Raw genomic sequence first — 14,332 nt, forward strand, 5'->3', positions numbered from 1 at the left:
ACTTTTCATCATTTGATCAAGATGGGTTCCCGGAAACTTGTTCAGGCCCGGAAGTAGTGACCGTCGTTCAGGTCGGCGATCAGGCCGGGGTGGGTGGGGGACCAGCCCAGCAGTTCGCGTGTGATCGCGGACGACGTCAGGTTATCCAGCTGGGCGAACGCCCCGAGGAAGCCGAAGTAGTCGTTCGCCTCGTCGGCGCTGATGCTTCGGACCGGGATGTCGAGGTTGCCGCCGATGGTAGCGGCGATCTGCCGGAAGGGGACTCCTTCGTCGGCTGCCGCGTGCAGGCGCGCACCGGGCGGGGCCTTTTCCAGCGCGAGGCGGTAGAGCTGAGCCGCGTCGAGCGTGTGCACTGCTGGCCACCGGTTGGCACCCTCGCCGACGTATGCGGCGTACCCGTGCTGCCGGGCGGCAGCGACGAGGAGAGTGATGAAGCCGTAGTGGTCGAGCGAACTGTGCACGGTGGGTGCGAGCCGGACGACCGAGCCGCGCACACCGCGCGAGGCGAGGTCGACTACGAAGTTCTCCGCGTCGATCCGGTAGCCGCCTGGGAAGGCATCGTGTTCGGTGCCGGGGCGGCCGACGATGCCGCCCATCGCGAGCATGGCCGTCCCGCTCGTGCCGACCAGGGGTTTGCCGGAGCCGTCCAGGCCGGCGGCGAGTGCCTTGAGGGCATCCAGGTCAGCCTCGGCCGCACCGGCCATGTCGCCGTTGAGCATGAGGTCGTGCCGGAACGCCAGGTGGATGATCCCGTCGGACGCAGCTGCTTCCGCAGAAAGCACGTCGAGGTCGGACAGGTCGCCACGGCGTGCCTCGGCGCCGAGCTTCTCGATCGCGGCGGCGGACGTGTCGGAGCGGGCCAGGCCGACGACGTCGTGTCCGGCGGAGAGCAGTGCCGGCACGACCGCGGAGCCGAGATGGCCGGAGGCACCTGTGACGAATACACGCATGGTCATTCCTTCGCGGGAGGGTGATGTCACCTTGCGACATGACCGTATCCCGTGATGTCGCAAGATGACATGGCTCGGACGAAAAGAATGTCGCAGTGTGACATCAGATACCATGGCCGGATGGCCCGCTGGCAACCGGACGCGCGCGGCCGCCTGGAGGCGGCCGCCCTCGAGCTGTTCCGTGAGCGCGGCTTCGAGGAGACCACCGTCGCCGACATCGCCACCCGAGCCGGCCTGGACAAGCGCACCTTCTACCGGCTCTTCGGCGACAAGCGCGAGGCGCTCTTCAGCGGCAGTGGGCGCCTAGAGGAGATCCTGGTCAAGGCGGTGGCCGAGACGGACGCTGCCCCCTTCGAGGCGGTCGTCGCCGCCTTCCGCCGGGTGGCGGAGGACCTCTTCGCCGACCGCCTTGAGCTGGTCCGGATGCGTCACTCCATCATTGCGAGCAGCCCCGAGCTGCAGGAGCGCGAGCTGCGCAAGACGGGCGCGCTGGCGGCTGCTGTCACCGTCGCCCTGCGCGCCAATGGTCTCGACGAGAGCACGGCCATCCTGGCCACCGAGTCCGGCGCCACGGTCTTCCGCGTCGCGTACGCGCGCTGGATCGCGCCCGACAGCGATGCCACGCTCGCCGACCTGATCGACGAGGTGGCCGCCGAGCTGCGCACCGTCACGTCGGCCCCGAGGGAGCGTTGACGAGGCCCTTCCTTCGGCGGTGAACGTTTTCACACATGCTTGTCCTGGTTCGGCAGGCCGGGCGCATACTTGCGATCGACCGGTACCCCTTCTCGAGGACTGGATCGTCGTCATGAGCGCACCGTTGCGCCCGCGTCCGGCCGCCCCGCACGGGCCCGCCGTTCTCGGCACCCCCGCCACCTCCCGTCTGCTCACCGTCGGTGTCGTTGGCGCCGGTCGGGTCGGAGCGGTCCTGGGTGCCGCACTCGTCGCCGCCGGGCATCGGGTGGTCGCCGTCGCCGGCGGCTCCGGGGCCAGCCGCGCCCGACTCGCCCTGCTCCTGCCCGAGGTGCCCCGCCGCCCGGTCGCCGCCGTGGCCCACGCCGCCGCCGACCTGCTGCTGATCGCGGTGCCGGACGACGCCCTGGCCGGTGTGGTGGCCGACCTGGCCGCGCACGGGGCGCTACGTCCCGGCCAGGTGGTCGCGCACACCTCAGGCGCGCATGGTCTGGCCGTGCTCGCACCGGCCGCCGAGGTCGGTGCCCGGCCGCTCGCCCTGCACCCCGCGATGACCTTCACCGGTACGCCGGACGACCTGGCCCGGTTGGCCGGCATCTCGTACGGGGTGACCGCCCCGGCGGAGTTGCGCCCGCTTGCCGCCCGGCTGGTCGCCGACCTGGGCGGCGTGCCCGAGTGGGTGGCCGAGTCGGACCGCCCGCTGTACCACGCCGCGCTGGCCCACGGCGCGAACCACCTGGTGACCCTGGTCAACGAGGCGACCGACCGGCTGCGTGACGCCGGGGTGGCCCGGCCGGAGAAGGTGCTCGCCCCGCTGCTGCGGGCCGCCCTGGAGAACGCGCTGCGCCTCGGTGACGACGCGCTGACCGGCCCGGTCTCCCGTGGTGACGCGGGCACCGTCCAGCGGCACCTGGACCGGCTGGCCGCCACCGCTCCGGAGTCCGTGCCCGCGTACCGTGCGTTGGCCCGGCGCACCGCCGACCGGGCGATCGCCGCCGGCCGGCTGCGGCCGGTCGACGCACAGTCGCTGCTCGGCGTGCTCGCCGACAGCAATCGGGAGGTGGCGCTGTGAGCGTGAGGAGTGAGCCGATCTTGCGAGCCCCGCAGTCGCGAACCGAGGTGGCGCTGTGAGCGTGAGGAGTGAGTCGATCTTGCGAGCCCCGCAGTCGCGAACCGAGGTGGCGCTGTGACGCAGGTTGTGCACACGCGTGCCGAGTTGGCCGCGGCCCGGGCCGGGCTGACGGGCACGGTCGGCGTGGTGATGACCATGGGTGCGTTGCACTCCGGGCACGAGACGTTGTTGCGTGCGGCCCGGGAGCAGGCCGACCACGTACTGGTGACGATCTTCGTGAATCCGCTGCAGTTCGGGCCGAACGAGGACTTCGACCGCTATCCGCGCACCCTCGACGCGGACCTGGAGGTGTGCCGGCGGGCGGGCGCTGATCTTGTCTTCGCCCCGTCGGTGGCCGACATGTACCCGGACGGCCAGCCCCGCGTACGCCTCGATCCGGGGCCGCTCGGCGCGGAGTTGGAGGGCGCGAGCCGCCCCGGCTTCTTCCACGGTGTGCTCACCGTGGTGCTGAAGTTGCTCCAACTCACCCAGCCGGACCTGGCGTTCTTCGGCGAGAAGGACTACCAGCAGCTCACCCTGGTCCGGCGGATGACCCGGGATCTGGACGTGCCGGTCGAGGTGGTCGGCGTACCGACCGTTCGGGAGCCGGACGGGTTGGCGCTGTCCAGCCGCAACCGCTACCTGAGCGAGCCGGAGCGGGCCGCCGCGCTGAGTCTGTCCGCCGCGCTGCGGGCCGGTGGGCAGGCCGCCGACGAGGGGCTGGACGCGGGGGCGGTGCTGACCGCCGCGCACGCCGCGTTCGGCGCCGGTACGCCCGGTGCCCGCCTCGACTACCTGGTGCTCACCGATCCCGAGTTGGAGCCGGGGCTGGTGTCCGGGCCGGGCCGGCTGGTGATTGCCGCGTGGGTGGGCGCCACCCGGTTGATCGACAACGCGGCGGTCCACCTCGCCCCTCGCCCCTGACCGGGCCGCACCACCCTCCACCACTCCCGCGAAAGGCCACCCCAATGCTGCGCACCATGCTCAAGTCGAAGATCCACCGGGCCACGGTGACCCAGGCCGACCTGCACTACGTCGGTTCGGTGACGGTGGACGAGGACCTGCTCGACGCCGCCGACCTGCTCCCCGGCGAGCAGGTCGCGATCGTGGACATCACCAACGGTGCCCGGCTGGAGACGTACGTGATCCCGGGCGAGCGGGGCAGCGGTGTGATCGGCATCAACGGTGCCGCCGCGCACCTGGTGCACCCCGGTGATCTGGTCATCCTGATCTCGTACGGGCAGATGGACGACGCCGAGGCCCGGTCGTACCGGCCGCGGGTGGTTCACGTGAACGCCGACAACCGGGTGATCGAGTTGGGCGTCGACCCGGCTGCGGTGGCGTCCGGCATGGTCGGTGGCCCGGTGCCCAGCCCGCTGGCCGTGTCCGGAGTCTGATCTCGCGCGACGCGATTCCGGTCTGTTACCGGAAGGTCATTTCCGGTTACCCTTGGCGCGCTGGTGGAAGCCGGCGGTGGCTGGGGGAGGCCGCGATGCGCAGTGCCACGACGACCCTGTTCGCCGCTGCCGTGACGGCAGCGCTGTTGGTGGCCTGCGCCGGCTCCGGTGACCTGGACGGTGACCTGACCGATGACTGGGCGGCGCTGCCGCCGCCGTCGGCGTTCACCCCGGCCGCCGGTGTGTGCCAGGCCGCCGATTTCATCGATGTGCTCACCCTGGCCAGCTACGAGCCGGTGGACTGCGCCGGCCCGCACCGGGTGGAGACCGTGCATGTGGGGGCGTTCCCGGCCGAGCGGGCGAGCGCACCGGCGGGTGGCTCGGCGGAGTTGCGGGGCGCGTTCGCCGAGTGCGACACCCGGGCGACCGGCTACGTGGGCGACGACTGGCGGGCCGGCCGGCTGCGGCTGTCGGTGGCGCTGCCCTCCGGGCCGGGCTGGGCGGCGGGTTCCCGCTTCTTCCGATGCGATCTGACCGAGCTGAGCACCGTCGAGGCTGGGGCCACGGTGGTGGTTCGATCGGGCAGCCTGCGGGACGCGTTGAAGGGGGCCGCCGGGTTGCGGCTCGGCTGTCAGCAGACCCGGAGGGCGGCCGGTCGGGCCGTGCAGACGCTGGTCCCGGTGGAGTGCGCACAGCAGCACGACGCCGAGTTCGTCGGGGTGTGGCGCGCACCGGAGATGGCGTACCCGAGCCGCGACTCCGACTGGGCTCCGCTCTACACCGGCTGTCGGAGCGCCATCGCCCGGTTCGTGGGCGTGCCGGACGACGCCAGGCTGAGCTTTCGCAGCGGTGTGGTGGTCCGCCCGCCGGGTGCGGGCCGCTGGCGGGTCGGTGACCGGGGCGTCCGCTGCTACCTGTGGCTCAGCGACCGCACGGTGACTGTCTCGCTGAAGGGCGCGGGCCCGGCTGGTCTACCGGTCCCGACGAAGTGACCACGGCCCGACGGTCGGCACCGCGCGGGCGACGCCGGACAGGGTCGCCGAAAACACTCGTCCCGCCCCCGCCGCCCCAGGCGAGGACGGTTCGGGTTGACTGGGGGGATGGACCTTCCCACCGTCGACCTGCCGGCCCTGCCCGCGTTGCTGGCCGCGCCCGCGCCCGGCTGGGTGGAGACCACCGACGTGATCGTGGTGGGTTCCGGGGTGGCCGGGTTGACCGCGGCGCTGCACCTGCGTGAGGCGGGTCTGCACGTCACGGTGGTCACCAAGGTCAACATCGATGATGGTTCGACCCGATGGGCGCAGGGCGGCATCGCCGCTGTGCTCGACCCCTCGGACACCCCGGCGGCGCATGCTCGTGACACCGAGGTCGCCGGGGTCGGGCTCTGCGATCCGGCGGCGGTCCGGGTGCTGGTCGAGGAGGGGCCGACCCGGCTGCGGGAGCTGATGCGTATCGGGGCGGAGTTCGATCGTCATCCGGACGGCTCCCTGATGCTGACCCGCGAGGGTGGGCACCGGGCGGACCGGATCGTGCACGCGGGCGGGGACGCCACGGGCGCGGAGGTGCAGCGGGCCCTGCACGCCGCGGTGCAGCGCGACCCGTGGATCCGACTGGTCGAGCACGCCCTGGTGCTCGACCTGCTGCGTGCGCCCGGCGACGGCCCGGACGGGCTCGGCCCGGCCTGTGGGATCACCCTGCACGTGCTCGGCGAGGGCAGCGAGGACGGCGTCGGCGCCCTGTTGGCCCGGGCGGTGGTGCTCGCCACCGGCGGGATGGGGCAGATCTTCGCGGCCACCACCAATCCGGCGGTCTCCACCGGCGACGGGGTGGCGCTGGCGCTGCGGGCCGGCGCGGCGGTGACCGACGTGGAGTTCGTCCAGTTCCACCCGACCGCCCTGATCACTCCGAACGGCGCTGGGGTCCCCGGTGCCGGGCACGCGCAGCAGCCGCTGGTCTCCGAGGCGTTGCGCGGCGAGGGCGCGTACCTGGTGGATGCCGACGGCAAGCGGTTCATGGTGGGCCAGCACGAGTTGGCCGAGCTGGCACCCCGGGACGTGGTGGCCAAGGGCATCCACCGGGTGTTGCTGGCCAGCGGCGCGGACCACGTCTTCCTCGACGCGCGGCACCTGGGCGGGGACTTCCTGGCCGGGCGGTTCCCCACCATCGTGGCGTCCTGCCTGGCGATCGGCGTGGACCCGGCGACCGACCTGATTCCGGTGGCGCCGGCCGCCCACTACGCCTCCGGCGGTGTCCGCACCGACCTGCGCGGCCGCACCTCCATCCCGGGCCTGTACGCCTGCGGCGAGGTGGCCTGCACGGGTGTGCACGGCGCGAATCGGCTGGCCAGCAACTCGCTGCTGGAGGGTCTGGTCTTCTCCCGGCGGATCGCCGAGGACATCGCGGCCGGGCTGCCCGAGCAGGTTCAGCCGGCGGACACCGGCGCCTGGCGCGGGGGCGCGGGCTGGGTGTTGCCCGCGGAGGTGACGCCGACCCTGCAACGGGCGATGACCCGGGGGGCCGGGGTGCTCCGATCCGCGGCGACGCTGGCCGAGACGGCCGGAACGCTTACCGAGTTGGGCGCTGCCCGGGGTCGGCCCCGGACCGCCGACTGGGAGGCGACCAACCTGCTCACCGTGGCGTCCACACTTGTCGCTGCCGCGTACGCACGCGGCGAGACCCGGGGTTGCCACTGGCGGGAGGATTTTCCGACGGCCGACGAGCGGTGGCTGGGCCACCTGGTCGGGTCGGTGGGGGCGCAGGGCCGGATAGGGCAGCACTGGGAGGGGCGATCTTCATGACGGAGTCGACGCAGGCGGCTTTGCGGGCGGCCGGGCTGGATCCGGGGCAGGTGCGGCAGGTGATCGAGACCGCGCTGATCGAGGACCTGGGCCCGGATTTCCTTGACGTCACGAGCGTGGCCACCATTCCGGCGGAGCAGACCGACACCGCCGATCTGGTGGCTCGCGCGGACGGTGTGCTGGCCGGGATGGCCGTGGCCGCCGCCGTGTTCGAGCTGGTCGGCGAGGTGACGGGCTTCGGTCGTACCGTCGAGGTGTCGGTGCTGGCCCGCGACGGGGAGCGGGTGGCCCGCGGCGCGGTGCTGGCGACGGTGACCGGCCCGACCCGGCTGCTGCTGACGGCCGAGCGGACGGCCCTCAACCTGCTCTGCCGGATGTCCGGGGTGGCCACCCACACCCGCGCCTGGGCGGACGCGCTGGCTGGCACGAAGGCGATGGTGCTGGACACCCGCAAGACGACGCCGGGCCTGCGGGCGCTGGAGAAGTACGCGGTGCGGGCCGGCGGGGGCACCAACAAGCGGATGGGCCTCTACGACGTGGCCATGATCAAGGACAACCACAAGCTGGCGGCGGGGGGCATCACGCCGGCCTACCGGCGGGTTCGGGAGGCGTTCCCGGAGGTGCCGGTGCAGGTCGAGGTGACCACGGTCGACGAGGCGGTGGAGGCGGTGGAGGCCGGGGCCGATTTCCTGCTCTGCGACAACATGACGCCGGAGGTGTTGGCCGAGGCGGTGGCCGCGGTGGGTGACCGGGCGGAGTTGGAGGCGACCGGCGGGCTGACCCTGGAGGTCGCGGGCCGGTACGCCGCCACCGGCGTCGACTTCCTCTCGGTGGGTGCGTTGACCCACTCGTCGCCGATCCTGGACATCGCACTGGACCTGCGGACCGAGTAGCGGGCGCGGGCCGGCGACTCAGACGGTGGTCAGCGAGTTGGTCGCCAGGTTGAAGATCACCCGGTTCTCGGTGTCCTGTCGGCCGTCCAGGCCGTACTTGGCCCGGAAGAGCTCCAACACCCGGTTGTAGATCTCGGGCGGCAACTCGTCGGCCTCACCGATGGCGAAGACCTCGCCGGCCGCCTCGGGCCGGTCCAGCACGACGGTCAGCCCGGCCAGGCCGTGCCGGGCCACGTTGCGCACCAGGTCGGTGCCGGCGATGTACCACTCGCCGTCGGAGCGTACGTAGAGCGCGTCGCAGGTCTCCAGGTCCCGACCGGCCTGGCCCCACCACGTCCCCGACATGTCCGCTCCCCGTCCGGCCGCGCCGTGGATTGATCCATGCTCATGTCGCGATGTGACAAGGATACGGTCCGCCGGCCGGTCCGCATCCGCCCGTACGGTCGTTGTCTAGGCTGCGTGCGTGCTGCTCTGCATCGACATCGGAAACACCAACACCGTGCTGGCGACCTTCGACGGCGACAGGCTGGTGCACTCCTGGCGAATCAAGACCGATGCCCGCTCGACGGCGGACGAGTTGGGCCTGATGTTCCGGGGTCTGCTGGCCGGCGACAACGTCGAGATCACCGGTGTCGCCGCCTGCTCCACGGTGCCGGCCGCACTGCGGTCGCTGCGCACCATGCTCGGCCGCTACTACGCCGACCTGCCGAGCGTCATCGTCGAGCCGGGCGTGCGGACCGGGGTGCAGTTGGCGATCGACAACCCGAAGGAGGTGGGTGCCGACCGGGTGGTGAACACGCTGGCCGCGTACACCCTCTACGGCGGGCCGTCGATCGTGGTGGACTTCGGCACCACCACCAACTTCGACGTCATCAGCGGGCGGGGCGAGTTCCTCGGTGGTGCGTTCGCCCCGGGCATCGAGATCTCCTTCGACGCGTTGGCCGCCCGGGCCGCCCAACTGCGCAAGGTCGAGGCCACCAAACCCCGCTCGGTGATCGGAAAGAACACCGTGGAGTGCCTCCAGGCCGGCCTGTACTTCGGCTTCGCCGGCCAGGTGGACCGGATCGTCGAGCGGATGACCGAGGAGTTGGGCGAGGTGAAGGCGGTGATCGCCACCGGTGGCCTGGCGTCTCTGGTGATCAACGAATGCCGCACCATCACCCATCACGAGCCGATGATCACGCTGATCGGCCTGCGAATGGTCTACGAGCGCAACCTCTGACCCCGGTCGCCGCCCGGCCGGCTGCCGCGCGGGGCTTCACCGCCGTCGGGCGCGATAGACCACGGTCCGGTACGGCATCTCGATGGTCTCCCGGCCGGCCAGGTCCGGGTGGCGGGCGAGCAGGTCGAGTACGTTCCGGTCGACCTCGAGCTGCTCCTCGGCGCTGGCGGTCAGCCAGTAGGAGCGGGTGTGCAGCATGCCGAGCAGCTCGTCCGGGGTGAGCAGCGTCCGGTGCACGAACTGGGCCACCTCCACCGGCCCGAAGGCCGGCCCGAAGCCCCCGACCTGCTTGCGCAGGTCGGGGGCGTTGTCCCGGAGGTCGGCGATCCGGGTCAGTTCCACCATCCAACTGGCCGCCTGCTGGTCACGGATGTTCCAGATCGGGGCGAACGTTCCGCCTGGCCGGAGCACCCGGGCGATCTCGGCGTGCGCGGCCTCCTTGTCGAACCAGTGGTAGGCCTGGCCGACCAGCACCGCGTCGGCGCTGGCGTCCGGCAACGGCATCGACTCGGCGCTGCCCGCCCGGGACGTGAGACCCGGGGTGGTGAGGTCCAGTTGGGCGCGCATGCCGGGGTCGGGCTCCACCGGCAGCACCTGGTGCCCGATGGTCCGCACGACCCGGCTCAGGATGCCGGTGCCGGCGGCGAGATCGACCACCTGGGCGCCGTCGTCCAATCCGTCAAGCGCCCAGCGGACCGCCTCTTCGGGATAACTCGGCCGAAACCGGTCGTAATCGTTCGCCGCAGCGCCGAAGGAGAGGGCCCGAGTGTGATCGACCATAACGGGCAGGTTATCCGCTAACAGCCCCCGGGACGCTTGAGTACGCTCGGGCCTGACCCCCTGTATCTCCCGTGACGAGGAAGCGTGCCGTGAGCGAGCAGAACGCCGTGCCAGTGGACCCCGCCGACGACCTTCCCGAGCAGATGAAGGTCCGCCGGGAGAAGCGGGACCGGATGCTCGCCGAGGGCGTCGAGCCCTACCCGGTCGGCTTCCCCCGCACCACCACCCTGGCCCAGGTCCGTGCGGGCTACGCCGACCTGCCGACCGACACCGCGACCGGTGACCAGGTGGCGGTCACCGGTCGAGTGATCTTCGTACGCAACACCGGCAAGCTCTGCTTCGCGACTCTGCGTGACGGCGACGGCACCGAGTTGCAGGCGATGCTCTCCCTGGACCGGGTCGGGCCGGAGCGGTTGGAGGCGTGGAAGCGCCTGGTCGACCTGGGCGACCACGTCGGTGTCACCGGTGAGGTGATCACCAGCCGTCGGGGTGAGCTGTCGGTGCTGGCCCAGCAGTGGGAGATGACCGCCAAGGCGCTGCGACCGTTGCCGGTGGCGCACAAGCCGCTCTCCGAGGAGGCCCGCGTCCGGCAGCGCTACGTCGACCTGATCGTCCGGCCGCAGGCGCGGGAGATGGTCCGTACCCGAGCCGCTGCGGTCCGCAGTCTGCGTGATTCATTGCACGGGCAGGGCTTCATCGAGGTGGAAACGCCGATGCTGCAACTGCTGCATGGTGGCGCGGCGGCCCGACCGTTCGTGACCCACAGCAATGCGTTGAACACCGATCTGTATCTTCGAATCGCCCCGGAACTGTTTCTCAAGCGCGCCGTGGTCGGTGGTGTCGACCGCGTCTTCGAGATCAACCGCAACTTCCGTAATGAGGGTGTCGACTCTTCGCACTCGCCGGAGTTCGCGATGTTGGAGACGTACCAGGCGTACGGCGACTACGACACGATCGGCGAGCTGACCCGTAATCTCGTGCAACAGGCCGCGATCGCGGTCAGCGGCTCGATGGTGGTGACCCACGCCGACGGACGGGAGTTCGACCTCGGCGGCGAGTGGCGGTCCGTGACACTGTTCGGCGCGCTTTCCGAAGCACTCGGCGAGGAGGTCACGGTCCGCACCGACCGAGCCCGCCTCGTGGAGTACGCGGACAAGGTGGGATTGGCCGTCGACCCGAAGTGGGGTCCGGGCAAGCTGGCCGAGGAACTGTTCGAGGAACTGGTCGTCCCCGGTCTGGTGGAGCCCACCTTCGTGCGGGACTACCCGGAGGAGACCAGCCCGCTCACCCGGGCCCACCGCAGTGAGCCGGGGCTGGCCGAGAAGTGGGACCTCTACGTGCTCGGCTTCGAGCTGGGCACCGGGTACTCCGAGCTGGTCGACCCGGTCGTGCAGCGCGAGCGGCTGGTGGCCCAGGCGCAGCTGGCCGCCCGTGGCGACGACGAGGCGATGCGTCTCGACGAGGACTTTCTCCGGGCGATGGAGTATGGAATGCCGCCGGCCGGCGGTATGGGAATGGGAATCGACCGGCTGTTGATGGCCCTGACCGGGCTGGGAATTCGGGAAACGATCCTCTTCCCGTTGGTCCGCCCGGAGTAGTCTCGCCCCGGCTCGCGCAGAGTTGTAACGGCCTCCTATTGACGAGGCGAGCAGCGCACGGGTTATTGTGCTCTCGTTAGCAGGAGCACCCTGCTCGAAAGGAATGTGGGACGTGGCCAAGCAGATCATTCACAAGCTGGTCGATGACCTGGACGGCGGGGACGCTGACGAGACCGTCAAGTTCGCCCTCGACGGCGTTCAGTATGAGATCGACCTGTCGAGCGCCAACGCCGCGAAATTGCGCGACGCTTTCGCCTCGTACGTGGGTGCCGGCACGAAGGTCGGCCGGGGCGGCGTGGTGATCGGTGGGCGTGCTGCCCGCGGTCGGGGTGGCGCGACCGCCGATCGGGAACAGAACAAGGCGATCCGGGAGTGGGCCAAGAAGGCCGGCAAGGACATCTCCGACCGGGGTCGTATCCCGCAGGAGATCGTCGACGAGTACCACGCGAAGCGCTGATCATTCAGCAGCTGGGTGGTTAGCACCACCACCGCGGGCGACACCGACGCCGGGCCGGAGCAGTTCTCCGGGCCGGCGTCGCCGTGTCTGCGGCCCATCCCGGTCGGACGCTGGCCGCCCACCCGCTCCCGGTCGACTGACCGCGTCCGGGGCCGGGAAGCATTCCGCACCCACCGGCGTTATCCACAACCAGTGGACCAACTATCCACAGCCTGTGGACAACCTCCCTCAGGGGTGATGCGGCGTTCGTCCAGACCGCCGAACCGCCTTCCAGGGGCTCCCGGAACGCTTCCGGAGCCGGGATCGGGCCTCCGTCGCGCCAGTCGGATTTCGCTCTGCGCGTAGCGACAGGACTACCGGAACACCTCCTGAGCGCGGACGGTTGTCCAAAACGACGTGCAACCGACCCGGACCAGAGACACACGACCTCAGCTGAGTCGGTCAGCGACGATAGAGTAAGGAGGCACGGACGCCCGTCCTGGACGTTCGTGCACCGGCCCCGCCAAGATCTTGACCATCAAGGCGCACGGCACGTGAGGAGCACGAGGGCATGTTCGAGCGGTTCACCGACCGAGCGCGACGGGTTGTCGTCCTGGCCCAAGAAGAGGCCCGGATGCTCAACCACAACTACATCGGTACGGAACACATCCTGCTGGGCCTGATCCACGAAGGTGAAGGCGTCGCGGCGAAGGCCCTGGAGAGCCTCGGCATCTCCCTGGAGGGCGTCCGCCAGCAGGTCGAGGAGATCATCGGCCAGGGTCAGCAGGCGCCGAGCGGGCACATCCCGTTCACGCCGCGGGCCAAGAAGGTGCTGGAGCTGTCGCTGCGCGAGGCGCTGCAGCTCGGCCACAACTACATCGGCACCGAGCACATCCTGCTCGGGCTGATCCGTGAGGGCGAGGGCGTCGCCGCCCAGGTGCTGGTCAAGCTCGGCGCCGACCTCAACCGGGTCCGCCAGCAGGTGATCCAGCTGCTCTCCGGCTACCAGGGCAAGGAGCCCGCCGCGGCGGGTGCCGCGCCGGGTGAGGCCGCGCCGTCGACCAGCCTGGTGCTGGACCAGTTCGGCCGCAACCTGACTCAGGCCGCCCGCGAGGGCAAGCTCGACCCGGTCATCGGGCGCGAGAAGGAAATCGAGCGGGTCATGCAGGTGCTCTCCCGCCGTACCAAGAACAACCCGGTCCTGATCGGTGAGCCCGGCGTCGGTAAGACCGCCGTGGTGGAGGGGCTGTCCCAGAAGATCATCAAGGGCGAGGTGCCCGAGACTCTGAAGGACAAGCAGCTCTACACGCTCGACCTCGGTGCGCTGGTGGCTGGTTCCCGCTACCGCGGTGACTTCGAGGAGCGCCTCAAGAAGGTGCTCAAGGAGATCCGCACCCGCGGCGACATCATCCTGTTCATCGACGAGATCCACACCCTGGTGGGTGCGGGTGCCGCCGAGGGCGCGATCGACGCGGCGAGCATCCTCAAGCCGATGCTGGCCCGTGGTGAACTGCAGACCATCGGTGCCACCACCCTTGACGAATACCGCAAGCACCTGGAAAAGGACGCCGCGCTTGAGCGCCGGTTCCAGCCGATCCAGGTGGGTGAGCCGTCGCTGGCGCACACCATCGAGATCCTCAAGGGCCTGCGGGACCGCTACGAGGCGCACCACCGGGTGAGCATCACCGATGCCGCTCTCGTGGCAGCCGCAACTCTGGCCGACAGGTACATCTCCGACCGCTTCCTGCCGGACAAGGCGATCGACCTGATCGACGAGGCCGGTGCCCGGATGCGGATCCGCCGGATGACCGCGCCGCCAGACCTGCGTGACTTCGACGAGCGCATCGCCCAGGTGCGTCGCGACAAGGAGTCCGCGATCGACGCTCAGGACTTCGAGCGCGCCGCCCAGCTGCGGGACAAGGAGAAGCAGCTCCTTGGCCAGAAGGCTCAGCGGGAGAAGGAGTGGAAGGCCGGTGACCTGGACGTCGTCAGCGAGGTTGACGACGAGCAGATCGCCGAGGTGCTCGGCAACTGGACCGGCATCCCGGTCTACAAGCTGACCGAGGAGGAGACCTCGCGCCTGCTGCGCATGGAGGACGAGCTGCACAAGCGCGTCATCGGCCAGGAGGACGCGGTCAAGGCGGTGTCCAAGGCGATCCGGCGTACCCGGGCCGGCCTGAAGGACCCGAAGCGCCCGTCGGGCTCGTTCATCTTCGCCGGCCCGTCCGGTGTCGGTAAGACCGAGCTGTCCAAGGCGCTCGCCGAGTTCCTCTTCGGCAGCGAGGATGCCCTCATCCAGCTGGACATGTCCGAGTTCCACGACCGCTACACGGTCTCCCGGCTCGTTGGTGCCCCTCCCGGCTACGTCGGTTACGACGAGGGCGGGCAGCTGACCGAGAAGGTGCGGCGTCGGCCGTTCTCGGTGGTCCTCTTCGATGAGATCGAGAAGGCCCACCC

13 protein-coding genes and 1 pseudogene are annotated in these 14,332 nt (G+C 70.6%); 11 read left to right on the forward strand and 3 right to left on the reverse strand.

Annotated elements, in window-relative coordinates; translation table 11 throughout:
* Nucleotides 1-41 precede the first annotated feature (41 nt).
* Nucleotides 42-950, reverse strand: a complete 909-nt coding sequence (locus tag C7C45_RS12105) for an SDR family oxidoreductase (RefSeq protein WP_110563720.1) — start codon at nucleotides 948-950, stop codon at nucleotides 42-44.
* A 120-nt stretch (nucleotides 951-1,070) separates the two neighbouring features.
* Between C7C45_RS12105 and C7C45_RS12110 the strand changes: the two genes are divergently transcribed.
* The 7 genes from C7C45_RS12110 to nadC all read left to right on the forward strand — a co-directional run bounded on the left by C7C45_RS12110 (nucleotide 1,071) and on the right by nadC (nucleotide 7,839).
* Nucleotides 1,071-1,643 carry a TetR family transcriptional regulator gene (locus tag C7C45_RS12110; RefSeq protein ID WP_110563721.1) on the forward strand — a complete coding sequence of 191 codons (573 nt, stop codon included), beginning with the start codon at nucleotides 1,071-1,073 and terminating at the stop codon, nucleotides 1,641-1,643.
* Nucleotides 1,644-1,755: 112 nt separating this feature from the next.
* Nucleotides 1,756-2,712, forward strand: a complete 957-nt coding sequence (locus tag C7C45_RS12115) for a Rossmann-like and DUF2520 domain-containing protein (protein ID WP_110563722.1) — start codon at nucleotides 1,756-1,758, stop codon at nucleotides 2,710-2,712.
* Between the two features lie 114 nt (nucleotides 2,713-2,826).
* Nucleotides 2,827-3,675: a pantoate--beta-alanine ligase gene (gene panC, locus C7C45_RS12120; RefSeq protein WP_110563723.1), complete on the forward strand. Its 849-nt coding sequence runs from the start codon at nucleotides 2,827-2,829 to the stop codon at nucleotides 3,673-3,675.
* Between the two features lie 44 nt (nucleotides 3,676-3,719).
* Nucleotides 3,720-4,148: an aspartate 1-decarboxylase gene (gene panD, locus C7C45_RS12125; protein ID WP_110563724.1), complete on the forward strand. Its 429-nt coding sequence runs from the start codon at nucleotides 3,720-3,722 to the stop codon at nucleotides 4,146-4,148.
* Between the two features lie 95 nt (nucleotides 4,149-4,243).
* Nucleotides 4,244-5,140, forward strand: coding sequence for a septum formation family protein (locus tag C7C45_RS12130; RefSeq protein WP_110563725.1), 897 nt, complete (start codon nucleotides 4,244-4,246; stop codon nucleotides 5,138-5,140).
* A gap of 108 nt (nucleotides 5,141-5,248) precedes the next feature.
* Nucleotides 5,249-6,946 (forward strand): L-aspartate oxidase, encoded by a 1,698-nt coding sequence (locus C7C45_RS12135; protein WP_110563726.1) that lies wholly within the window; start codon nucleotides 5,249-5,251, stop codon nucleotides 6,944-6,946.
* On the forward strand, nucleotides 6,943-7,839 hold the full coding sequence (gene nadC, locus C7C45_RS12140; RefSeq protein WP_110563727.1) for a carboxylating nicotinate-nucleotide diphosphorylase: 897 nt from the start codon (nucleotides 6,943-6,945) through the stop codon (nucleotides 7,837-7,839). Before C7C45_RS12135 ends, nadC begins: the two co-directional genes overlap by 4 nt.
* An 18-nt stretch (nucleotides 7,840-7,857) precedes the next feature.
* Here nadC and C7C45_RS12145 read toward each other — a convergent pair whose 3' ends face one another.
* Entirely contained in the window at nucleotides 7,858-8,184 is a 327-nt protein-coding gene (locus C7C45_RS12145) for a hypothetical protein (RefSeq protein ID WP_110563728.1), read from the reverse strand.
* Between the two features lie 118 nt (nucleotides 8,185-8,302).
* Between C7C45_RS12145 and C7C45_RS12150 the strand changes: the two genes are divergently transcribed.
* Entirely contained in the window at nucleotides 8,303-9,061 is a 759-nt protein-coding gene (locus tag C7C45_RS12150; protein ID WP_110563729.1) for a type III pantothenate kinase, read from the forward strand.
* A gap of 36 nt (nucleotides 9,062-9,097) precedes the next feature.
* Here C7C45_RS12150 and C7C45_RS12155 read toward each other — a convergent pair whose 3' ends face one another.
* Nucleotides 9,098-9,841, reverse strand: a complete 744-nt coding sequence (locus tag C7C45_RS12155; RefSeq protein WP_110563730.1) for a class I SAM-dependent methyltransferase — start codon at nucleotides 9,839-9,841, stop codon at nucleotides 9,098-9,100.
* A gap of 89 nt (nucleotides 9,842-9,930) precedes the next feature.
* Between C7C45_RS12155 and lysS the strand changes: the two genes are divergently transcribed.
* The 3 genes and pseudogenes from lysS to C7C45_RS12170 form a co-directional block, all read left to right on the forward strand.
* The gene (lysS, locus tag C7C45_RS12160; protein ID WP_110563731.1) at nucleotides 9,931-11,439 is read left to right on the forward strand and encodes a lysine--tRNA ligase; all 1,509 of its coding nucleotides are present in this window, start codon (nucleotides 9,931-9,933) and stop codon (nucleotides 11,437-11,439) included.
* Nucleotides 11,440-11,551: 112 nt separating this feature from the next.
* On the forward strand, nucleotides 11,552-11,896 hold the full coding sequence (locus C7C45_RS12165) for a histone-like nucleoid-structuring protein Lsr2 (protein WP_110563841.1): 345 nt from the start codon (nucleotides 11,552-11,554) through the stop codon (nucleotides 11,894-11,896).
* Nucleotides 11,897-12,509: 613 nt separating this feature from the next.
* A pseudogene (locus C7C45_RS12170) lies at nucleotides 12,510-14,332 on the forward strand (ATP-dependent Clp protease ATP-binding subunit); the annotation flags it as partial.

This window comes from Micromonospora arborensis (assembly GCF_003205615.1).
Taxonomy (GTDB): domain Bacteria; phylum Actinomycetota; class Actinomycetes; order Mycobacteriales; family Micromonosporaceae; genus Micromonospora; species Micromonospora arborensis.

What these genes read in the sequence shown, in the direction of transcription:
- C7C45_RS12105 (WP_110563720.1), bottom strand. Translation starts at nt 950, where the DNA reads ATGCGTGTATTCGTCACAGGTGCCTCCGGCCATCTCGGCTCCGCGGTC.
- C7C45_RS12110 (WP_110563721.1), top strand. Translation starts at nt 1,071, where the DNA reads ATGGCCCGCTGGCAACCGGACGCGCGCGGCCGCCTGGAGGCGGCCGCC.
- C7C45_RS12115 (WP_110563722.1), top strand. Translation starts at nt 1,756, where the DNA reads ATGAGCGCACCGTTGCGCCCGCGTCCGGCCGCCCCGCACGGGCCCGCC.
- panD (WP_110563724.1), top strand. Translation starts at nt 3,720, where the DNA reads ATGCTGCGCACCATGCTCAAGTCGAAGATCCACCGGGCCACGGTGACC.
- C7C45_RS12130 (WP_110563725.1), top strand. Translation starts at nt 4,244, where the DNA reads ATGCGCAGTGCCACGACGACCCTGTTCGCCGCTGCCGTGACGGCAGCG.
- C7C45_RS12135 (WP_110563726.1), top strand. Translation starts at nt 5,249, where the DNA reads ATGGACCTTCCCACCGTCGACCTGCCGGCCCTGCCCGCGTTGCTGGCC.
- nadC (WP_110563727.1), top strand. Translation starts at nt 6,943, where the DNA reads ATGACGGAGTCGACGCAGGCGGCTTTGCGGGCGGCCGGGCTGGATCCG.
- C7C45_RS12145 (WP_110563728.1), bottom strand. Translation starts at nt 8,184, where the DNA reads ATGTCGGGGACGTGGTGGGGCCAGGCCGGTCGGGACCTGGAGACCTGC.
- C7C45_RS12155 (WP_110563730.1), bottom strand. Translation starts at nt 9,841, where the DNA reads ATGGTCGATCACACTCGGGCCCTCTCCTTCGGCGCTGCGGCGAACGAT.